Genomic DNA, 20,450 nt, shown 5'->3' on the forward strand with positions numbered 1-20,450 from the left:
CTCGCTCCATGGAACCGTCTGGAGCATGCGTCACGCTTGACCGGATCATGCCGGAGGTCGCTCAGCGCAGGGTCGATCGAGCCGGAGACCTTGTCCGCGGAAAGCCAGGCGCGGGCGCACGGTTGGGCGCGCGCGTTTAAGGATGAGCAGTAACACGCCTCGCCTTCACCGACCCGCGGAGTGGGAAGTGGAACCGTCCTGGGATGACGGCTGGCAGATGACCCCCGATGCCACAACGCTTCGCGGCGTGCTGTGGTGCCGGCGTGGGCTGACAGGCGCGCAGTATCGCGCCCTGAATGCCGGCTCAGTCGCGTTCGACCACTGGGCAGCAGCGGTCGAGGCTGTGTGGTGGGCTGTCGCGCTCGACGATGTGCTCCACTCTCTACACGATCAGCGCTATCTCGCAGCGCGCGCAGCTGAAGTGGACGGCGAGACAGTCGTCGGCCTCCGGTGGCTTCGGCACCAACACGCGCATCGCATTGTCGTTACCGGCCACGGAGGGGCAAAACGCAACTTCTTCGGACCGACCGGCTTCGGCCCGCCCTTCTACATCAGCCCAAGCAACAGGTGGATGCAGCGCACGGACATTCCCGCAGACGGGCGCAGGCGGGACCTCGCGGCAGAGGGCGCCTATGACGCGCGTGTCGCCGGCTACCCGCTCGACGCCCCAATCGCCAAGGCCCTCAAGTGGTTCGACGCCGTACTCGTCGCCGGCGGAATCGATCCCCACCAAGAGATCGACCAAGAGGACCCTACGGTTCTCTAGGGCCTCAGGCGTCAGCCCAACCTGTCCGATAGGCGATGGCGGTTTCAGGGGGTCGTTGCAACGGGTGGTTGTTTCGGGTCCGAGAGTAGCTCCTGGAACGCTTCTGCCGGTGTCCGGAAGCCGAGGGTTTTGCGGGGTCTGCCGCCTGAGTTCCGTGGCGACTTCGAGGAGTCTTTCCGGGCTGTGAACAGTGAGGTCGGTGGACTTCGGGAAGTACTGCCGGAGAAGCCCATTGGTGTTCTCGTTCGAGCCGCGCTGCCAGGGCTTGTGGGGGTCGCAGAAGTAGATAGCGAGGTCAGTGGCGAGGGTGATGTCTTTGTGCCGGGCAAGCTCCGTGCCCTGGTCCCAGGTCAACGACCGGCGCAGGTGTTCGGGCAGGGTCTTGATCGTGGGGATCATGGCGTCGCGGACGGCGTCGGCGCTGTGCCCGTCGGGCAGGTGCAGCAGCATCACGTAACGGGTGGTCCGCTCAACCAACGTTCCGATGGCGCTGCGGGCGTTCGTGCCGACGATGAGGTCTCCTTCCCAGTGCCCGGGAACGGCGCGGTCTTCCACCTCGGCAAGGCGTTCGCTGATCAGGACCATGTCGCGGATCTTCGACCACGACGCCCGCCTGGGTTCGCCCCGGTGCCGGCGGATCGCCCTGCCGGTGCGGAGGTGTTTATGCAGGTCAGCGCGCAGGTGCCCGGGGCCCTGGACGAACAGGGTTTGGTAGATCGTCTCGTGGGACACGTGGATCTCCGGCCGGTCAGGGAAGGACCTGACCAGGTCATCACGGATCTGCTCCGGGGACCAGTTCCGCACCAGCCGAAGCTCGACCTGCAGGGCAAGCTCGACCCGGTCCAGCTTCCGGGGCTTCGGGCACCGCGCCCGCTCCCGGGATCGCTTCTGGGCGGCGTAGGGGCGGTAATCGCCGCCGCGTGAGCTGTTCCGGGTGAGCTCCCTACTGATCGTCGAGGGCGCCCGACCGAGCTCGGCCGCGATCCGGCGGACGCCTGCGCCGCCGAGGTGGAGGTCAGCGATCTTGAGCCGTTCCTCCTCGCTCAAGTACCGGCCCGACCGGGCGGCGCGCTCGAACGGATTCTTCCCTCGAGCGGCTTTGAACCATCGGTAGCCCTGACGCGGATGCACGCCGACAGCATCGCAAGCAGCCGGCCTGCTCAAGCCCTGTCCGAGTAGCTCCCAGAACCAAGCCTCCCGGACACGTTGTTCCAGCCTCGATCCCATCTGCAGCACTCCGATTCACGGTGGTGTTGCAACGACCAGCTGAACCCAAGGATGGCTCGCCGGACGGACTAACTGCGAGAGAGCTGCTTGTCCAGCGCCTGACGCAAAGTATCGACGGCGGGCCGGTCAAAACCATCTGCTTTGAGGCCGAGACGGTGGAGTCGGAGATCGCCTTCCTCGGCTCGGCCATCACTGTGTCGCCCCACCTCCTCCACCTGCAGAAGGCCAAACCACTCCAGAGTCTTACGGGCGGAAGAGTAGCCATCTCGATGCATGCCGTAGTGCCGCAGGCGGGTTTCGGCAGGCATAGCGAGAAGGCCCCCTTGTGCCCATCCCCCTCGACCGCTAGCCACCATGAGAAGGAGTGCGATCTCCGAGTCCTCGAGGAGGTGCAGCCAACCGTTGGACACGAACCCAGACGGCACCGTGAACGTTCGCTCCGCTTTGCCCGGGACTGTGTACTCCTCTGCTTCTCCCACCGCGCCGACGCCCCCCTCGTTAAGCAGGACAAAGTCCTCGAATCGGTTGCGATCCCCCGGCTTGCCTGGGATGTCCACGAGACCAGCATCACGAAGAGCCTCAAGCGCCGATCGCACACTGCGCGCCCGCTTGTTCCGCGCCGTGATGAAGACACCACCACTGTTGCTATTCACCGCATCCGAGGCAAGGAGGTCTGCCCAGCCAAGCTCGCTCGCGCTGCCGGCGATGTCGATGTCGAGTCGACTAAGGCGCGCTTTGGCGCCTGGCTTCCTGTTCTTCTGCGCAAGGGCGATGAGTGTGATGCCGAACCGCAAGGCTGCACCACGGCTGGTACGTAGGCGTGTCGCCGGTGGTCGCTCTTCTCGGGGCGGAGCTTTGCGGTCGGATGCGTCAATGTTCGCGCCCTTCGCCCGGTAGGAGAACGCCGAGCGGATGACGAGCGCAGAAGGGGTGAGCTTGCCGGGCATGACTTCGTAGACCTGCTGCACTTGCTGCACATAGTCGGGCTGATCGAGTCGATGCCTTCTCGCCTCAAGGCTCAGCCGTTCTTTCGGCGTGGGCGTCCGGCTGAAATCGATTGTCACCACTCGAGCAGTCCTCCCACTTGCAACTTATCATTCTGAACGTTTTATCCAGCCAGTATTCTCTTCACGGAGTTCACTTGGAGATGTGGACGCTCTGGCCGGTTGAGGCGTCATCCCATCATAGTGGATGCTCCAGGCGATCTGTGACCTACTTGAAAAACCGGCCACTCAGAGGGCCTTGGAAGCGAAAGGAGGTGGAAGGCCATGGGAACCAAGAGACACACGAAGAACCGTCGGGTGGGCATGTGGTCAACCATCTCTGACGCTGTTCGAGACGGGTGGGGCGCTACTGCAAGACTCATCGCCATCCTTGCGGTGACATCTAGCTCGAGCGCTGTTGCAGCAGTGCTGACATGGGTGCAGCTCTTGGCGCCCCAGTAGATCGGACACCCGCGTGGGGTTGCTCGGGCGCCATAAGGGTTGGAGTTCCAGGCGCTCGAGTGGGGCTCGTGACTGCCCCTCGCAGGCCTCTCGTCGACGACTTACAACCCTAGGGATACGAGACGTCTTACCGCCCAACCACTCCCCTACGACAATCTCGGGGGCTGGCGCGTGTCGCAGCCTTGTCTCTTATCTGGATGCCCTGACGGGCTTCTTCAGAGCTGGTTGCGAGACAGCCCCCAGGCTGCCCGCACGCTGATCGACTGCCGGAGGGTGCGAGCTGTAAGGATCGTGGCATGGCACTTTCAGACATCTTGTCGGCCCTCGGACTGGCAGGAGGCGTGGTCGGCTTCTTCTTCGCTCTCGGGGCGCGCAAGAAGGCGGACAAGTCAGAGAGTGTGGCCAAGGACGCTCGAGCTGACGCAGCAGCAGCCCTTTCGCGCAGCGCAGATTCTGGGGAGCGCATTGCGGGGGCCGTCGAAAAGATGGCTGCGCTCGCTTCTGAGCCGGACGTCGACCTCGTTCGCGTATTCGAGGATGCCCTGAACGCGAAGGTGGAGTGGGCAATCGAGGAACGTGCAGGGGCGCACTCATACCGGCTGCGAAATGCCGGAAACGTTGGCGCTGAGGACGTGCAGATCAGCGCCATTCCGTCTCAGCATGCAGCCCTCCTCATCGGAGGTAGCCTTGGCAACCTCGACGCTGGCCAGGCCGGCGTGTTTCACACCTCACCGCGACTGTCGCTGTCCCTTGGCACGATCGCGGTGAGCTGGATCGAGGCAGACACTCGACAGCAGATGTCGGCTGAGCTGCCCCTCCCCTGATCCTCTTCGGCACGCTGGGTCCGGAAACGCCCTTGACCATTTCGGTAGGCGACCCCTACCGGGCGCTGCCGCATGCGGCATGATCAGCTCGTGAACGCTTCCCACCTCAAGCTCGGCGATCGAGTCCGCATCATCGCGACCTCCGAAGACGGCACGGTGATCGCTCGCTCTTGGAAGCCAGGCTGGGCCCTGTACCGGGACCAGACGCGCAAGAACATCCGAGTATTCTCGGTCGAGCTCGAATCAGGCGAAGTTCGCTTCTTCTTGGAGCGCGCGCTCGAGTCCCCGGACCACGCGCAGTAACCGATCGTCTAACGGGCACCCGGTCCGCGGGCTTCCCAAAAACCCGGACCGATTCGAAACCCAGTTTAAAAGCGGTCGCGGTTTCTGGCCGGCAGATCCGACCGTCGGGCGGGCCCACCCAGAATCGATCGTCTTTAGTCGCAGACCATTACGACTGCCGGCGGCACCGCAAACGGGTGCTCCGGAATCAGCCGGCGCAGAATCGTCGCCACTGCTTCACCTGACCCTCGGGCTCTCACGATCGGGACCTTACGAGTGGGCACCGTTAGACGGTCAACAGCTAAGTTCAGCTCATGACTTATTCTCACTCCGCGACGGTAAACGAAAGCGGCTTCTCGGTCGTCGTCACAGCCTCGACTGAAGCACCAAAGAACAATCGCTCAGGCGACCACGCGACCTACGAGCTGAAGATCGAACCAGCCGACGGCTTCCTGGCCGAGCCTCTTGTGTGGGAATTCTCCGGTGAAATTGAGCGAGCCACCGTCGTGAAGGCTCTCCGAGAACTCGCTACCAAGCTAGAAGAGTTCTAAGCCGAGCGCCGGTGCCTGCGGGGCTTTAGAAGAGTTGCCCCTCGGTGACAGGCGGCTCCGTCGGAATCTCCCCGCGCTCGAGCGCATGCAAGAGGAGTTGTGCTCGAAGTTCTTTTCGCTGGGCGCGAGTCAGCCCTCGAAAATCGACGAAGCAGTGTCCCGGGGCTCGTATTTCACCTTGCTCTTGCGGGGATGCTGAGTCGTCCACGACATAGCTATGCGAAGCGATGACTTCCCCCACCGTCACACCCCACACGCCCTGCGACGCGCTCGTTGCGTACTCGTTATGCCAGTCTCGAGCCTCCTGGGGACTCACAAGCGTGGATCGCGAGTAAGATGGCATGTTGTTGTCCGACGAGTTCGGGCCGAAGGCGGTGCTCGCGATCTGCCCGTTGTCGATAAACATCCGCGGCGTGATTTGCCGGTAGGCAATTTCCTCCGCATCACTCATGAGCTGCTCACCTTCCCGCAGCTCCACAGCTATGTCAGTCACGACTGTGCCCCCTCGACAAAACGGAACGCGTCGATGGCACTTGTCGCGGCCGCGTGCTTGCCGCCTTGCTCCCCGGACCGCAGCGTGAACATCTCAAATGCACCTTCTGCGTCCACTTCGACGCTCAGGACACCGTCCGCTGATACCCATTCCACGAGGATTCCTCCGTCTTCGGTAGGAAAGACCCCGGGTCTGGCTATACCTGCGCTCTCGACCTGACGCAGGAGCGCCTGAGCCCCATCAAGGGCGACCGAAGAGATTTGCGCTGCGTCACTCCCGTCCCAACCAGGACGCAGGCCTGCGAACTCAGCGAGTCGCTGACCCCAAGGGGCCTCATCGAACTGCACACGCTCGATGGACGTAGCTGGCCAGAAGCGCCACAGCTCACCGTTCCGTGTCTGTAGGTCACCTTGAATGCGAGTCAGCGGCCCCTTTGCGGCCTCGTGGACGACGGCACGGAAATCCTCGAGCAGTAGGTCCGACTTGTAGAAGCCGTGAAGGCGCGAGCCATCGTCAAGAACGAGATCGAATCGCTTCCTGGCGGCGTCGATCGCCGTGACGTGCCCCACGACACTTTCTTGAGCTTTGTGGAGCCCTGACGACTCACCAGGCTCTTCGTCGGCTATGAGGAAATCTTCGATCCGTGAAAGGCGCTCGATTGCCTGGCCTCGCGTCTCCTGCGTGATGACCACCGGCGTCGAATCGGGCTTACCCGGATAGAACTCAATGCTTTGTTCCGCTTCAAGACTGGATCCGAGGAGCGACAAGGCATTCCTGAAGATTTCATCGCCATCACGATCTAGGGCTGACAAGCTCGGTAGCGGTGAACCCGAGTAAGCGGCAACAAGGAATGAGTCGGCTGCCTCTTGGGCCTCGTCCTGGTATGCCACATAGGCCTGCTGCTGCTCGTAAGCAAGGAAGACGTCTGCGCTTCCCTCCTCGATGCGCTCAATAGTCAGCGCGAGACTCTCCGCGAAGTCGGCAGGCAAGTCCTCGTCGGGGTGCTCCTGGCGCCACTCAGCTGCAGCCGCTATCTGAATAATCTCCTGGTACTTCTGCAGTTCCACAAGAGATGCAATGGGGAGCCTGCCGCCTTCGAAGCGAGCCCCTCGTAAGCGCACACGCTTCAACTCAGATGCGCCGTCGTCCCCCATAGCTGACATGCTATTCCGCTTCATCTTGTAGCCACGCCCCCCTTTTAAGCCGGGGCTCCGCACACCCAATGACGTTTAGGCAGCTCTGGGTCGTAGCTCCGCTATTCCTGGGCAACTGAGCGCTGGACTGTTCGATAGACCGTGGACCGCGCGACGCCGAAAAGTTCGGCGATCTCGCTCGTGGTGTGGGCTCCGGTGCGGTGCAGCTGCATGAGGTGCTTCTCCTGCGAGGCGGTGAGCTTGGGCTTTCGGCCGCGGAGTTTCCCGGCGGCCTTGGCGATCGCCATGCCCTCACGGGTGCGGGCACGGATGAGGTCGGCCTCGAACTCGGCCACCATGCCGAGGACGTTGAACAGGAGCCGGCCGACGGGGTCGGTGGGGTCGTAGACCGCTCCCCCAAGGTTGAGCGCAACGCCCTTCTTCGTCAGCTCATCCGCGATGTCAGTTGCGTCCCGCAAAGATCGGGCAAGACGATCGAGCTTCGTGACGACGAGGACGTCGCCGGCACGGCACGCAGCCAGCGCCTCCCGGAGGCCCGGCCGGGCTCGAGTCGTGCCCGAGAGCCCGTGGTCAACATGGACGTGTTGATCGTCAACACCGAGCGCTGCGAGACCGTCACGTTGTGCTGCGAGATCTTGCCCAGATGTCGAGACGCGGGCGTATCCGATGAGCATCCGATGACTGTAGCGTTCAAACCCCCGTCACCGGGCATTTTTACGGGACAGGCATACGCGAATCCGCAGGCCAGGCGCTACTTGACCTCAGCCGATCTGAAAGAGCCCGAGAAGGTGTCCCGATGAACGACCGCGTACCGCGACGCGCGTCATCTCATACCCCCAGGGCGCCGATCCGAGCCTGTACAGCGACCGCCGCTGCACCACGCGCCCACGCGCCGAAGTCGGCGTCCCCGGTGAGGACCCGCACCTCCGACGCGTCGGGGTCACGGTCCGCAGCGATGCCGGCACGCATCTCTGACTCTGCGACCGGGACGTCGACCAGGCCGATGCCCTCGCCCGAGAGCACCACGGTCCCGACCATCGTCAGGTTCGCGACCGCCGCGATCATGCGCCCGAGCGACCGGCCGGCCGTGCCGACGACCTGCACCGCGACCGCGTTGCCCGAGGCGGCGAGCGCCAGCAGCTCCTCGTAGCTGACCAACCGACCGAGACCGACGGCCGCCGAGGCGCACATGCTGGTCGTCGACAGCATCGCCGTCGAGCAGCCCCGGTGCCCGTCGGCACAGATCGGGCCGGTGGGGTCGAGGGGGAAGTGCCCTCCGAGCCCGAGACCCGTGTCGGGCGTGATCACCTGCCTCCCGTGGATCACCAGCCCGTAGCCGACACCGGCCCCCGTCGTCACGACCGCGAAGTCGTCGATCCCGCGCCCGAGACCAAACCACCGCTCCGCCTCCGTCAACGCGACCACGTCGTTCTCGACGACGACCGGCAGCCCGAGCCGCCGCGCCAGCATCCCGCCGAGATCCACCTCACGCCACTCGAGGAAAGGCGCGCGCAGCACCACCTGCTGCCCGGTCACCTTGCCGCCGATGCTCACCCCGACACCCCCGAGCTCGGCACCACCCGAGCCGGCGAGCGCCTCCACCACCGCGGCCAGCGCCTCCACCACCTCCTCGGGAGAGTGCCCGGCGAGATCAGCGACGCGCTCGCCAAGCGTCTTGGCCCGCAGATCGGTCAGCACGCCGAGCGCCTGGTCACCGGTCAGCTTGATGCCGACGAAGCGCTGCAGGTCGACCCGCACGTCGAGCGGCTTGGCGGGGCGGCCGACGGCTCCGGCGAGCTCGACGGCTCCCTCGACGAAGAGGCCGCGGTCGAGGAACGGCTTGCTCAGCCGCGTGAGGCTCGCCGGCGACAGGCCCAGCCGGCGCCCGAGCTCAGCCCGCGCGATCGGCCCGTGGATCAGCACCTCGCGCACCAGCTCACGCCCGGACTCGCCCAGCACCGGCTCCGTCGTCGTCGTCGTCGTCATGCGACCGAGCATATCTTCCGAGCCGAACGAAAAGGAGGCGCGAACCGGATCAGGGAACGCACTTGACAGCCCTATTACTTCCGTCGTAGAACTAACCCATGCAGCGTCGCACCGAAGTCCGCACGACCGAGCTCCACCTCCGCCAGGGAGGCACGAGCGTCGTCCTCGACACCTCCGGCCCCGGCCTCCCCAGCATCGTCCACTGGGGCCCCGACCTCGGCGAGCTCAGCGCCGCCGCCCTCGCCGGGGTCGTCCTCGCCTCCCGCGCCCAGCGCACCTCGGGCGCCATCGACGAGCCGGCCCGCCTCACGCTCCTCCCCCTCGAGTCCGACGGCTGGCAGGGCACCCCCGGCCTCCTCGGCAGCCGTGCCGGCGCCTCCTTCTCTCCCGCCTTCACCGCCACCGACCTCGACGTTGCCGAGAACGAACACGGCTCCACCCTCACCATCACGGCTGACGACCCCGCCGCCGAGCTCCGAATCAGCATCACCCTGCGTCTCGACCCCCACGGCCTGCTGCACCAGCGCCTCCGCCTCACCAACACCGCGGCCGGCTCGACCGGCGACGACGCCCGCGAGCTCGACGCCACCGCCGCCGCCGCACTCGACACCGCCGCCACCTACGAGCTCGGCGAGCTCGCGGCGAGCTTCCCCCTGCCGCACACCGCCGGCGAGGTGCTCGACACCACCGGTCGCCACCTCCGCGAGCGCACGCCTCAGCGGCACGACCTCACCGTCGGCCGCTACGACCGCGAGAGCCGCCGCGGCCGTCCCGGAGCCGACGCCACCCTCTTCATCGCCACCGGCACGCCCGGCTTCGGCTTCGAGCGCGGCCTCGTCCACGCCGCGCACCTCGCCTGGAGCGGCAACCACCGCGTCAGCGTCGAGCGCATCGTCACCGGCGCCACCCACACCCGCGTCGCCGAGTTGCTGGCCCCGGGCGAGATCCGGCTCGGACCGGGCGAGAGCTACGAGACGCCGGAGGCGCTCGGCTCGTGGGGAGACGGGCTCACCGAGCTCTCGGCACGGTTCCACCGCCTCCTTCGTGCCCGCCCCAACCACCCGGCGACCCCGCGTCCCGTGACCCTCAACACGTGGGAGGCCGTCTACTTCGACCACGACCTCGGCCGCCTCAGCGCCCTCGCCGACGCCGGTGCGCGCGTCGGCATCGAGCGCTTCGTGCTCGACGACGGCTGGTTCCACGGCCGCCGCGACGACACCACCGCCCTCGGCGACTGGTGGGTCGACGAGACGGTCTGGCCCGACGGACTCGCGCCGATCATCGACCACGTCACCGACCTCGGCATGCAGTTCGGCATCTGGGTCGAGCCCGAGATGGTCAGCCCCGACAGCGAGCTCGCCCGGGCGCACCCCGAGTGGATCCTCGGCCCCGGCGAGGGACGCCTGCCGGCGATCGCCCGCCAGCAGCAGGTGCTCGACCTCTCGAACCCCGACGCGTTCGAGTACATCCTCGGCAAGCTCGACGCGCTGCTCAGCGACCACGACATCGCCTACCTGAAGTGGGACCACAACCGCGACCTGCTGGAGGCGGGCGCCGGCGCCCCGGCACGACCGGCGGTCCACGAGAACGTCGTCGCGCTCTACCGCCTGCTCGACGAGCTGCGCAGCCGTCACCCCGGCGTCGAGATCGAGAGCTGCGCCTCCGGCGGGGCCAGGGTCGACCTGGGGATCCTCGACCACACCGACCGCATCTGGACGAGCGACTGCATCGACCCGATGGAGCGCCTCGTCAACCAGAAGCACACCGGCCTGCTCGTGCCCTACGAGCTGATGGGCGCGCACGTCAGCGGGCCCCGCTCGCACTCGACGGGACGGCGCCACGACCTGTCGTTCCGTGCGGGGGTCGCCCTGCCCGGCCACTTCGGCGTCGAGTGGGACATCAGCTCGCCCGACGTCGACGACGCCACCCTCGACGAGCTCGCCGCCTGGATCGCGGTGCACAAGGCGAACCGGTCGCTCCTCCACACGGGGGCCGTCGTCCACGCCGACCTGCCCGACCCCGGCATGGACCTGCGCGGAGTCGTCGCCGCCGACCACAGCCGTGCGCTCTATACGTTCACCCAGGTCGCGACGAGCGCCAGCTACCCGGCCGGCCCCGTCACGCTGCCCGGCCTCGACGACGACCGCGAGTACCGCGTCGCCCTCGCGGCCCCGACCGCCACCGTCGGAGGCCCCGGCCAGTCGCCGCTCGCCTGGGCCCTCGACGGGGTCGTCCTCACCGGTCGCGCGCTCCGCCTCGGCGGCGTGCAGGCCCCGGTCCTCTTCCCCGAGCAGCTCGTCCTCCTCTCGGCCACCGCCCTCTAGCCCCGCGTCTCTTCCCCCACCCCGTCTCTCGCCCGCCCCGAGTCCGCCGCTCCCTCTCCTCATTCAGGAACATCAAGCCTGATCCCCGCGAGGGGGAGACCGATCGTCCTGATCCGTGCACCACTCAGGACTCCCCGACCCGCGCCTCCTGAATTCCGAGGAGGCGCCCCGCCCGACCCAGCACCAGCACCAGCACCAGCACCAGCACCAGCACCAGCACGACCCACGCGGCCCCGGCCGCCCCAGCGCAAGGAGGCGCACAGTGAGTCCCCGATCCCACTCCCCTGGTCCGACCAACGGCCAGCACCGCAGGCCGCGCAAGCACGACCGCACGCGCCCGCACCGCGGCCGCCTCGCCGCGGCCGCCCTCGGCACGGCCGTCGTCCTCGCCGGCCTCACCGGCTGCGCGCCCGGCAGCGGCCCCGACGCCGACGGCGTCACGACGCTCGACTTCTTCCAGTTCAAGCCGGAGGCGGTGCAGGACTTCGCCGACATCATCACCGACTTCGAGGCCGAGAACCCCGACATCCGCGTGGTGCAGAACGCGGTGCCCGACCCCGACACGGCGATCCGCACCCTGCTCGTCAAGAACAAGGTGCCCGACGTGCTCACGCTCAACGTCAGCGGCAACTTCGCCGAGCTGGCGCGGGCCTGCGTCTTCGCCGACCTCAGCGACGAGCCCTCCGCCGACACGGTCAACCCCGCCGTGCAGGAGATCGTGCAGGACCTCGGCAGCTGCGACCAGAGCAGCGCCGACGGCGGCAGCGGCAGCCCCGAGGTCAACGCCCTCCCCTTCGCCAACAACGCCTCCGGCATCATCTACAACCCCGACATCTTCGCGGCCCAGGGCGTCGAGGTCCCCACCACGTGGACCGAGCTGATCGCCGCCGCCGACACCTTCGAGCAGGCCGGCATCCCGCCGTTCTACTGCACGATGAAGGACGCGTGGACGGCCGGCCCCGCCTTCGTCAACCTCGGCGGCGCGCTGATGCCCGACGGGTTCTTCGACGACCTGCGGGCCGAGGGCTCCGACGTGGAAGGCGGCGCCGTGTCGTTCAGCAAGGACTTCGGCCCCGCCATGGAGAAGGAGGTGCAGCTCTTCTCCTACTGCCAGGACGACTTCGCCAGCCGCGACTACAACGCCGGCAACCTCGCCTTCGCGAACGGCGAGTCGGCGATGTACCTGCAGGGCTCGTACGCGATCCCGGCGATCCGCGCCAACGCGCCCGACGCCTCCATCGGCACCTTCCCCTACCCGGTGACCGAGAACGCCGACGACCGCATCGCGGTCTCGGGCGTCGACGTCGGCCTGTCGATCGGCCGCGATACACCCCACAAGGAGGAGGCGCAGCGCTTCGTCGACTACCTCATGTCGCCCGAGGTGGTGCAGGCCTACTCGGAGTCGCAGTCCACCTTCTCGCCGCTCGTCGACGCCGAGCCCAACACCGACCCTGCCCTCGCGGGGCTCGAGCCGTACTTCACGAGCGGCCGGATCATCGGCTTCATCGACCACCAGGTGCCCGCGTCGATCCCGCTGGTCAACATGCTGCAGACCCTGGTCATCACCGGCGACGTGGACGAGTTCCTCACCGACCTCGACGACGAGTGGAGCAAGGTCGCCGCCCGCACCACCACGCAGAGAGAAGGCAAGTGATGACCGCCACCGCACCGCGGCCGACGACCGACGCCGGCCCTGAGGGGCCCACCCGCGCCTCCTCGCGGAAGCACGCCCCCACGCGCCGCGCCGGCCAGGGCAAGACGCCCCGCGCCTTCTACTGGATGGTCGTGCCGGCCGTCGTGATCTTCTTCGGCCTGCACACGATCCCCGTCGTCACGGGCATGTTCTTCAGCCTCACCAACTACGCGGGCTACGGCACGTGGAGCTTCGTCGGGCTGTCGAACTACCTCAACCTGTTCCGTGACGACCGTGTCATCGCGTCGTACCTGTTCACGTTCGGGTTCGCCATCGTGTCGACGATCGCCGTCAACGTGATCTCGCTCGCCATCGCGCTCGGCCTCAACGCGCGGATCAAGTTCCGCACCGCCTTCCGCGGCGTGTTCTTCATCCCCTACGTGCTGGCGATCCTCATCATCGGCTACGTCTTCAACTACCTGTTCGCGAACTCGTTCCCGACGATCCTGCAGTCGATCGGGCTGCCGGGCGCCAACATCCTGGCCGACCCGCAGTGGGCCTGGGTCGGCATCGTCATCACGACGGTGTGGCAGGCGTGCGCGTTCAACGTGATCCTCTACCTGGCGGGGCTGCAGACCATCCCCGCCGAGCTCTACGAGGCGGCCGGCATCGACGGCGCGTCGTCGTGGCGGCAGTTCCGCTCGATCACGTTCCCGCTGATCGGCGCCTACTTCACCATCAACATGGTGCTGTCGTTCAAGTCGTTCCTGCAGGTGTTCGACCAGATCGTCGCCCTGACGAACGGCGGCCCCGGCACGTCGACCGAATCGATCGCGCTCGTCATCTTCCGCGGCGGGTTCCAGGGCGGCGAGTACGGCTACCAGATGGCCAACGCCGTGCTGTACCTCGTCGTCATCATCCTCGTGTCGTTCATCCAGTTGCGCTTCCTCCAGCGCAGAGAGGCGTCGTTCTGATGAGCTCGACGATCCAGGGCGCCGAAGCCCTCCAGACCACCACCAGCCCCGTCGACCCGGGGGCGTCGTCCCCGGCCGGCACCCCGCCGAAGTCGCGTCGTCGGCGTCGTCTCGACGGCGGCACGGGAGGCACCAACTGGTGGCTCACGGCACTGATCGCCGTCTGCTCGCTGACGGTGCTCCTCCCCCTGTACTTCACGATCGTGACGGCGCTGAAGACGCCCGACCAGCTGGGCGGCACCGGCTTCGAGCTGCCGACCGAGATCCGCTGGCAGAACTTCGTCGACGCGTATCAGCTGACGAACTTCCCGCAGGCGCTGCTCAACACGGCGCTCATCACCGTCGGGGCCGTCGTGCTGACGCTGTTCACCAACTCGCTGGTGGCCTACGCCATCGCGCGCAACATGCACCGCCCGTTCTTCAAGGGCCTGTACTTCTACTTCCTGGCCGCGATCTTCGTGCCGTTCCCGATCATCATGCTGCCGGTGGTGAAGGAGACGGCGCTGCTCGGCCTCGACACCCCCGTCGGGCTCGTGCTGCTCTACACGGTCTACGGGCTGTCGTTCAACATCTTCATCTTCACCGCCTACATCAACTCGATCCCGATCGAGCTCGAGGAGGCGGCGCGCATGGACGGCGCCAGCACCTGGGGCGTCTTCTGGAAGGTCGTCTTTCCGCTGCTGGCGCCGATGAACGCCACGGTCGGCATCCTCACCTGCGTCTGGGCGTGGAACGACTTCCTGCTGCCGCTCGTGATCCTGTCCGACCCGTCGGCGCGCACGCTGCCCCTGGCGCAGTTCATCTTCCAGGGCCAGTTCAACACGAACTACACCGTCGCCTTCGCCTCGTACCTGATGGCCCTGGCGCCGCTGCTGGTCGTCTACATCGTGGCGCAGAAGTGGGTCGTCAGCGGCGTGATGCGGGGGTCGACGAAGTGACCGACGACCGCACGCGAGACCAGACTCGAACCATGACCAGCACGAACGAAGGAGGAGCGGTGCCGCACACCGACGCACCCTGGTGGACGTCCGCCACCGTCTACCAGATCTGGCCCCGCAGCTTCGCGGACGGCGACGGCGACGGCGTGGGCGACCTCGCGGGCATCCGCAGCAAGCTGGGGCACCTGCACGACCTCGGCGTCGACGTGATCTGGCTGTCGCCGATCTACCGCTCGCCGCAGGCCGACGCCGGCTACGACATCAGCGACTACGACGACATCGACCCGCTGTTCGGCACGCTCGACGAGTTCGACGAGCTGCTGGCCGAGGTGCACGGCCTCGGCATGAAGCTCGTGATGGACCTGGTCGTCAACCACACGAGCGACGAGCACGCCTGGTTCGCCGAGTCGCGGTCGTCCCTCGACAACCCGAAGCGCGACTGGTACGTCTGGCGTCCGCAGTCGGACGACGGGTCGTTGCCGACCGAGTGGCGGAGCGCCTTCAGCGGCCCCGCCTGGCAGCTCGACGAGGCGACCGGCGAGTGGTACCTGCACATGTTCGCCACCAAGCAGCCCGACCTGAACTGGCAGAACGCGGACATGCGCGCGGCCGTCCACGCGATGATGAACCGCTGGCTCGACCGCGGCGTCGACGGCTTCCGGATGGACGTCATCAACTTCATCGCCAAGACCCCCGAGTCGCTCGCGGCCGGCTCGCCCGCGTTCGTGATGGACCCGGCGATCCACGACCACCTGCAGGAGATGCACCGCGAGGTCTTCGCCCACCGCGGCGACCGCCAGCTCATCACGGTCGGCGAGATGCCCGGCGTGACGGTCGACGACGCGACGCTCTTCACCGACCAGGCGCGCAGCGAGCTCGACATGGTGTTCCAGTTCGAGCACGTCGACCTCGACCGCGGCCCCGACTCGAAGTTCGACAACGTGCCGCTCGCGCTGACCGACCTCAAGCGGTCGCTCGGCCGCTGGCAGGAGGGCCTCGCCGAGCGCGGCTGGAACAGCCTGTACCTCGGCAACCACGACCAGCCCCGCAGCGTCTCGCGCTTCGGCGACGACGGTGCCCACCGGTACGAGTCGGCGACGATGCTGGCCGCCGTGCTGCACCTCCACCGTGGCACCCCGTACGTCTACCAGGGCGACGAGATCGGCATGACGAACGCGGGCTTCACCTCGATCGACCAGTACCGCGACATCGAGTCGCTGAACTGGCACGAGGAGGCGCTGGCCGCCGGGGCCTCGGAGGCCGACGTCCTCGAGGCGCTGCGGTTCCGCAGCCGCGACAACGCCCGCACGCCGGTGCAGTGGTCGGCGGACGCCTCCGCGGGCTTCACGACGGGGACCCCGTGGATCGGCGTGAACCCGAACTCCGCCGAGCTGAACGTCGAGGCCGACCGCGCCTCCGGCGAGCGCAGCGTGTTCGAGTTCTACCGCCGTCTGATCGCGCTGCGGCACGAGCTGCCGGTGGTGCAGCTCGGCGACTTCGCGATGCTGGCACCCGACGACGAGCGGCTCTACGCGTTCACGCGCACGCTCGGCGACGAGCGCCTGCTCGTGCTCGCGAACTGGTCGGGCGAGCCGTACGACCTCGACCCCGGGCTCGACCCGGTGCTGCGGCGCCGGTCGGTGCCCGAGGTGCTCGTCAGCAACGTGCCGCACGGCCCCGGCTCGCTGACGCTCGCGCCCTGGGAGGTGCGCGTCCTGCGCGCCTGACCCGCCCCTCCTCGTCCCCTCCTCATTCAGGAACATGTGGCCTGAGCCGCGCGAGAGGGGGCACGGGGTTCCTGATCCGCGCACGGTTCAGGAACCCCGAGGCCGGCCTCCCTGAATGCCGCCAGTGTTCTGCGGGGTGCGGGTGCGGGGTGATGCTCGTCCGCACCCTTCGAATCCGCGCGCACCCGCTAGCGCGCGCGAGGGTGTGCGCGGGTTCGAGGGGTGCACGCGCATTCACACGGCGCGCGGGTTCACGCGGGGCGAGAGCTGCTCCCGGCCGCGCCGCCTACAGCCAGCGCTTGAGCTTGAACGCGCCCCAGAGCCCGCCGCCGATGCCCACCATCAGGGCGAGGGCGAACGGGTAGCCCCACTCCCAGTGCAGCTCGGGCATCACGTCGAAGTTCATGCCGTAGATCGCGCCGATCAGGGTCGGGGCGAAGAGGATGGCGGCCCAGGCCGAGATGCGCTTGGTGACGTCGTTCTGCACCTGGGCGACGAGCGTCGCGTTGAGCGACAGCGCGTTCTGCAGCACGGCGCGGAACGTGTCGGCGCGGTCGACGACGCGGATGACGTGGTCCTGCACGTCGCGCAGCCGGCGCTCGAGCTCGGTGCCGACCTGGTACTTCTCGCCGCCGCGCAGCAGCCCGTCGAGCATGCCGACGAGCGGGCGGGTGGCCTTCTGGAAGTCCGCGACCTCGCCGAACAGCTCGTAGATGCGGCGCGAGACCCCGGCCTCGCCGGCGAACAGCTGCTGCTCGATCTCGTCGATGTCGTTCTCGAGCCCCTCGACGACCGGCGCGTACGCGTCGACGATCGCGTCGAGCACCGCCCAGAGGATCGCCTGCGGACCGACCCGCAGCAGGTCGGGCTTCGCCCGCAGCCTCGTCACGCTGCGCGCCAGGTAGCGCGAGTCGATGTCGGAGACGTGGTTGATGGCGATGAAGAAGTCCGGCCCGACGAAGAAGTGGATCTCGCCGAACGCGACCCTCTCCTCGGCGTCGAGGTAGACCGCCGGACGCACGACGACGAACAGGGTCGTGCCGTAGCGCTCGAGCTTGGCGCGCTGGTGGCCGTGGCCCGCGTCCTCGACGGCGAGCTCGTGCAGGTCGAAGCGGGCGGCCAAGGAGGCGAGCTCGGCCTCGTCGGGCTCGCTCAGGACCACCCAGGCGGTGCCGTGCGTGTCGGCCAGGGCCGCGTAGGTCTCGTCGAGCGTGTCGGGGCTCGCGGCGACTCGTCCGTCGACGTAGACGTCGTTGATCAGCAGGGGCATCCGCCCAGTGTCGCAGCCCGGCTGGCGCCGGATGGTTCCGCTCGACCTCGAGTGGTCCGAATTGGGCCCTCCCCCAGCGGCGGACGACCAGACCTGACCACTCGACGGGCCGGACGAACCGGGCGGAGGAGAGAAGAGGGCGGAGAAGAGAAGAGGGCGGAGGAGAGAAGAGGGCGGAGTGACGAGAACGGGAGGCCGAGGAGAAGGGAGCGGCTCAGCGGCCGTTCTTGACGTGCTGCGCGATCGTCGCGGCCGAGAGGGCCGTGGTGTACGCCGCCGTGTCGTCCAGGCTGCCGCCGAACCAGTAGTTCGCGGAGCTCGCGGGGATGTTCGGCCAGCCGGCGAGGTTGTCGTACCCGACGCGCCAGTAGCCGGTGGTCGGCTCGCCCAGCGCGTTCTGCACGGGCATGCCGACGACGACGCCGTCGACGTAGAGCGTGAGCACGCCCGCCGCGGTGACGGTGCCGGCGACGTGGTGCCAGGCTCCGTCGCGGTAGGTCTTGGTCGTGCTGACGGTCTTGGTGCCGCCGTTGTAGGTGCCGAAGGTGATGAGGCCGGTGCCCGAGACCCAGAGCTGACGGTCGTACTGCCCCGACTGGCCGCTGGCCGAGTTGCCGAAGCCGATGATCTTGCCGCCGCCGCTGTTCGCGGGCAGGTTGATCCACGACTCGACCGTGAAGGCGGTGGGCGCCGAGACGGCGGGCGCGTTGGTGGTGACCTGGCCGGAGGTGCCGTTCAGCGTCACGTACGGGCTCGAGCCGCAGGCCCCGGCGACGCGGGTGACGCCGGCCGAGAGGGTGCCCGCGCGGCCCGTGGCCGAGCTGTCGAGGGCGGCCGTGCCGGACCCCTCGTTGTAGCCGTACGAGAAGACGGGAGAGTCGGTCACGGCGGGCATCAGGCAGTCGTAGGCGGCGGCCGAGGCGAAAGTGCTCGTCTTGTTGGCGGCCGGCGACGAGAAGGCCGCGCCGGCTCCGCCCGAGACGACGAGCGTGAGGGCGAGGCCGCCGACGAGGCCGGCGACGGCGAGGGTGCTCGCGGCGCCGCGCAGGCGACGGAGGCGGCGCTCGCGCCGGCCGGCGAGGCGGAGACCGCGGCGCGACGCCGGGTCGACGGCGACGGCGACGGACGCGGAGGTGGGGGCGGACAGGGACGACGAGGCGGCGGCGATCGAGGCGAGCACGAGCCCCGAGGAGGCGGCAGTCGCCGAGGCGCCGGAGGTGCCGGTCGCGGAGGAGGTGCCGGTCCGGTCGTCGGGAACGGAGGTGGCGCCTCCTTCGCCTCGGGCCTCGCCCTTCAGCTCGCGGCGCAGCGAGCGGTCGGCCTGCGCGCCGAGCACGAGGAGCATGAGCGCGCTGCCCGTGACCAGCAGGTGGCCCCACTGGTGGCCGGCGGCCCAGACGAAGGGGGTGCCGATGTAGGGCACGCGGAGGTAGCCGACGCCGACGACGGCGCTGCGGTCGATCGGGGTCGAGTCCGCGGTCGGGTTCGCGTCGCCCTTCGTGACGATCTGCGTGCCCTGGCCGTTGTCGTCGTAGCGGTGCAGGCGGAGGTGGTCGGCGTGGTCGGGGTCCTGGAACAGCAGCACCTGGCCGCGGTGGATCGACGACTCCGCGACGGGCCGGGCGACGACGACGTCGCCGGGGTGGATGCGCGGCTCCATCGAGCCGGTCATGACGGTGGTGGGGGTCCAGCCGATCACGGCGGGGACGGCCGCCCAGAGCAGCAGGCCGATCAGCGTGCCGAGCACGGTGCGGGACAGGACGCCGACGACGATCCGGAGCCAGCCGAGGCCGGTGCTGGTCGTGCGGGTGCGGGCGCTCGCCGCGCCGCGGGCGCCGACGGCCGTGAGGGAGGCGGTGGCCGGGTGGCGAGGGGCGTCGTACGTGGTCATGGCTTCCTCTCGTCCGGTCGGCGGTGCGGGTGCGGTTCTGTGCGGGTGCGGTTCGGGTGCGGTTCTGTGCGGGTGCGGTTCGGGTGGCGCTGCGTGCTGGCGGTGCGTGCTGCGTGCTGGCGGTGCGTGCTGCGTCGCAGGGGGCCGCGGGACATCGGGCGACCCACGGACCCCTGCGTCGACGGCCGTGGCCGTCGTGGTGCGCGCCCGGCGGGTGACCGGGCAGGCGGCCCGCCGGCGGGTTCGGGACGCCGGCGGAGCTGACCCGTCGCCGCCCACGGGGGAGGAAGGCGACGACGGGAGTCGAGCGGGCTCTAGCTGTTCTGGGCTTCCCAGGTGAGGCCGAGCGAGGCGGTGCCGGACTGCGTCGTGTTGGGCGCAGCGTTCGAGACCGTGTACGAGACCTGGTAGACGCGGGTCTCGGAGGTCGTGGTCTGGGTGCCGGTGGTGCCCGTGGGGGCCCAGTTGCCGACGCCGTTGCTGAAGTTCGTGTAGCTGGTGCCGAAGCCGGCGAGGGTGCCGTTGTACAGCGACGAGCCGGCGGCGAGGGGGGTGAAGCCCGAGCAGGAGCCGAAGCCGCCGCCGGTGCCCTGCACGACGCTGAGCGTGATGTTCGAGGCCAGGTTGTTCGTCGTGGCGGCGGCGGTGCCGTAGAGCTTGACGGCCGAGGCCAGCGTGCCGGTCGAGGTGACGGCGATGCAGTTGGTGCCGGTCGAGCCGGGCTTGAGGTTGGTGGCCGTGAACAGCGCGGTGTTCGAGTCGTCGTCGGTGAGGGCGACGGAGCCGGCGGTCCAGTTGCTGGTCGGGTTGACCGTGGTCGACGAGAAGGCCGAGTACGAGGCCTGCGAGACGACGATGCCGCTGGCGACGAGGGCGGCGGGGATGGCGATCCAGGCGGCGAGGCGGGCGGCGCGGGGGGTGGGACGGGACATCGTGGGCTCCAGGGGGGTGAGAAGTGGTGGTGA

Annotated in this window: 17 protein-coding genes and 1 pseudogene; 9 read left to right on the plus strand and 9 right to left on the minus strand. The window is 68.2% G+C overall.

The window, feature by feature from the left end:
• Window positions 1-187: 187 nt before the first annotated feature.
• Window positions 188-766, plus strand: a complete 579-nt coding sequence (locus ES689_RS14200; RefSeq protein ID WP_146906011.1) for a hypothetical protein — start codon at window positions 188-190, stop codon at window positions 764-766.
• A 44-nt stretch (window positions 767-810) separates the two neighbouring features.
• Here ES689_RS14200 and ES689_RS14205 read toward each other — a convergent pair.
• Window positions 811-1,930: pseudogene (locus ES689_RS14205) on the minus strand (IS30 family transposase).
• Between the two features lie 131 nt (window positions 1,931-2,061).
• Window positions 2,062-3,060 carry a hypothetical protein gene (locus ES689_RS14210; RefSeq protein ID WP_191330505.1) on the minus strand — a complete coding sequence of 333 codons (999 nt, stop codon included), beginning with the start codon at window positions 3,058-3,060 and terminating at the stop codon, window positions 2,062-2,064.
• A gap of 674 nt (window positions 3,061-3,734) precedes the next feature.
• On the opposite strand from ES689_RS14210, the gene ES689_RS14215 reads away from it, so the two are divergent.
• The 3 genes from ES689_RS14215 (at window position 3,735) to ES689_RS14225 (ending at window position 5,095) form a co-directional block, all read left to right on the plus strand.
• Window positions 3,735-4,262, plus strand: coding sequence for a hypothetical protein (locus ES689_RS14215; protein ID WP_146906015.1), 528 nt, complete (start codon window positions 3,735-3,737; stop codon window positions 4,260-4,262).
• Between the two features lie 90 nt (window positions 4,263-4,352).
• Window positions 4,353-4,565 (plus strand): hypothetical protein, encoded by a 213-nt coding sequence (locus tag ES689_RS14220; RefSeq protein ID WP_146906017.1) that lies wholly within the window; start codon window positions 4,353-4,355, stop codon window positions 4,563-4,565.
• Between the two features lie 293 nt (window positions 4,566-4,858).
• Window positions 4,859-5,095, plus strand: a complete 237-nt coding sequence (locus tag ES689_RS14225; protein ID WP_146906019.1) for a hypothetical protein — start codon at window positions 4,859-4,861, stop codon at window positions 5,093-5,095.
• Window positions 5,096-5,120: 25 nt separating this feature from the next.
• On the opposite strand, the gene ES689_RS14230 is transcribed toward ES689_RS14225, so the two are convergent.
• From ES689_RS14230 to ES689_RS14245, 4 genes are all read right to left on the minus strand, one after another.
• Entirely contained in the window at window positions 5,121-5,588 is a 468-nt protein-coding gene (locus tag ES689_RS14230) for a hypothetical protein (protein ID WP_146906021.1), read from the minus strand.
• Window positions 5,585-6,742: a hypothetical protein gene (locus ES689_RS14235; RefSeq protein ID WP_146906023.1), complete on the minus strand. Its 1,158-nt coding sequence runs from the start codon at window positions 6,740-6,742 to the stop codon at window positions 5,585-5,587. Before ES689_RS14235 ends, ES689_RS14230 begins: the two co-directional genes overlap by 4 nt.
• 101 nt (window positions 6,743-6,843) lie before the next feature.
• The gene (locus ES689_RS14240) at window positions 6,844-7,416 is read right to left on the minus strand and encodes a recombinase family protein (RefSeq protein WP_146906025.1); all 573 of its coding nucleotides are present in this window, start codon (window positions 7,414-7,416) and stop codon (window positions 6,844-6,846) included.
• A gap of 154 nt (window positions 7,417-7,570) precedes the next feature.
• A complete protein-coding gene (locus tag ES689_RS14245; RefSeq protein ID WP_146906027.1) occupies window positions 7,571-8,728 on the minus strand; it encodes an ROK family transcriptional regulator in 1,158 nt (385 codons plus the stop codon).
• A gap of 98 nt (window positions 8,729-8,826) precedes the next feature.
• Between ES689_RS14245 and ES689_RS14250 the strand changes: the two genes are divergently transcribed.
• The 5 genes from ES689_RS14250 to ES689_RS14270 all read left to right on the plus strand — a co-directional run bounded on the left by ES689_RS14250 (window position 8,827) and on the right by ES689_RS14270 (window position 16,324).
• Complete coding sequence (locus tag ES689_RS14250) at window positions 8,827-11,052, plus strand: alpha-galactosidase (RefSeq protein WP_146906029.1); 2,226 nt, start codon at window positions 8,827-8,829, stop codon at window positions 11,050-11,052.
• A 262-nt stretch (window positions 11,053-11,314) separates the two neighbouring features.
• On the plus strand, window positions 11,315-12,706 hold the full coding sequence (locus ES689_RS14255; protein ID WP_146906031.1) for an ABC transporter substrate-binding protein: 1,392 nt from the start codon (window positions 11,315-11,317) through the stop codon (window positions 12,704-12,706).
• Complete coding sequence (locus ES689_RS14260) at window positions 12,706-13,659, plus strand: carbohydrate ABC transporter permease (protein ID WP_146906033.1); 954 nt, start codon at window positions 12,706-12,708, stop codon at window positions 13,657-13,659. The genes ES689_RS14255 and ES689_RS14260 overlap by 1 nt, the downstream gene beginning before the upstream one ends.
• Window positions 13,659-14,597 carry a carbohydrate ABC transporter permease gene (locus ES689_RS14265; RefSeq protein ID WP_146906035.1) on the plus strand — a complete coding sequence of 313 codons (939 nt, stop codon included), beginning with the start codon at window positions 13,659-13,661 and terminating at the stop codon, window positions 14,595-14,597. The genes ES689_RS14260 and ES689_RS14265 overlap by 1 nt, the downstream gene beginning before the upstream one ends.
• Window positions 14,598-14,629: 32 nt before the next feature.
• Complete coding sequence (locus ES689_RS14270; protein ID WP_146906037.1) at window positions 14,630-16,324, plus strand: alpha-glucosidase; 1,695 nt, start codon at window positions 14,630-14,632, stop codon at window positions 16,322-16,324.
• A 286-nt stretch (window positions 16,325-16,610) separates the two neighbouring features.
• Here ES689_RS14270 and ES689_RS14275 read toward each other — a convergent pair whose 3' ends face one another.
• The 3 genes from ES689_RS14275 to ES689_RS14285 all read right to left on the minus strand — a co-directional run bounded on the left by ES689_RS14275 (window position 16,611) and on the right by ES689_RS14285 (window position 20,417).
• Entirely contained in the window at window positions 16,611-17,594 is a 984-nt protein-coding gene (locus ES689_RS14275; RefSeq protein ID WP_146906039.1) for a magnesium and cobalt transport protein CorA, read from the minus strand.
• Between the two features lie 214 nt (window positions 17,595-17,808).
• Window positions 17,809-19,485: a signal peptidase I gene (locus ES689_RS14280; protein ID WP_146906041.1), complete on the minus strand. Its 1,677-nt coding sequence runs from the start codon at window positions 19,483-19,485 to the stop codon at window positions 17,809-17,811.
• A gap of 314 nt (window positions 19,486-19,799) precedes the next feature.
• Entirely contained in the window at window positions 19,800-20,417 is a 618-nt protein-coding gene (locus ES689_RS14285) for a hypothetical protein (RefSeq protein WP_146906043.1), read from the minus strand.
• Window positions 20,418-20,450: the final 33 nt, after the last annotated feature.

The organism is Frigoribacterium sp. ACAM 257 (genome assembly GCF_007954365.1).
Lineage (GTDB): Bacteria > Actinomycetota > Actinomycetes > Actinomycetales > Microbacteriaceae > Frigoribacterium.

What these genes read in the sequence shown, in the direction of transcription:
- ES689_RS14285 (WP_146906043.1), bottom strand. Translation starts at nt 20,417, where the DNA reads ATGTCCCGTCCCACCCCCCGCGCCGCCCGCCTCGCCGCCTGGATCGCC.
- ES689_RS14260 (WP_146906033.1), top strand. Translation starts at nt 12,706, where the DNA reads ATGACCGCCACCGCACCGCGGCCGACGACCGACGCCGGCCCTGAGGGG.
- ES689_RS14270 (WP_146906037.1), top strand. Translation starts at nt 14,630, where the DNA reads ATGACCAGCACGAACGAAGGAGGAGCGGTGCCGCACACCGACGCACCC.
- ES689_RS14240 (WP_146906025.1), bottom strand. Translation starts at nt 7,416, where the DNA reads ATGCTCATCGGATACGCCCGCGTCTCGACATCTGGGCAAGATCTCGCA.
- ES689_RS14235 (WP_146906023.1), bottom strand. Translation starts at nt 6,742, where the DNA reads ATGGGGGACGACGGCGCATCTGAGTTGAAGCGTGTGCGCTTACGAGGG.
- ES689_RS14250 (WP_146906029.1), top strand. Translation starts at nt 8,827, where the DNA reads ATGCAGCGTCGCACCGAAGTCCGCACGACCGAGCTCCACCTCCGCCAG.
- ES689_RS14215 (WP_146906015.1), top strand. Translation starts at nt 3,735, where the DNA reads ATGGCACTTTCAGACATCTTGTCGGCCCTCGGACTGGCAGGAGGCGTG.
- ES689_RS14265 (WP_146906035.1), top strand. Translation starts at nt 13,659, where the DNA reads ATGAGCTCGACGATCCAGGGCGCCGAAGCCCTCCAGACCACCACCAGC.
- ES689_RS14280 (WP_146906041.1), bottom strand. Translation starts at nt 19,485, where the DNA reads ATGACCACGTACGACGCCCCTCGCCACCCGGCCACCGCCTCCCTCACG.
- ES689_RS14225 (WP_146906019.1), top strand. Translation starts at nt 4,859, where the DNA reads ATGACTTATTCTCACTCCGCGACGGTAAACGAAAGCGGCTTCTCGGTC.
- ES689_RS14245 (WP_146906027.1), bottom strand. Translation starts at nt 8,728, where the DNA reads ATGACGACGACGACGACGACGGAGCCGGTGCTGGGCGAGTCCGGGCGT.
- ES689_RS14275 (WP_146906039.1), bottom strand. Translation starts at nt 17,594, where the DNA reads ATGCCCCTGCTGATCAACGACGTCTACGTCGACGGACGAGTCGCCGCG.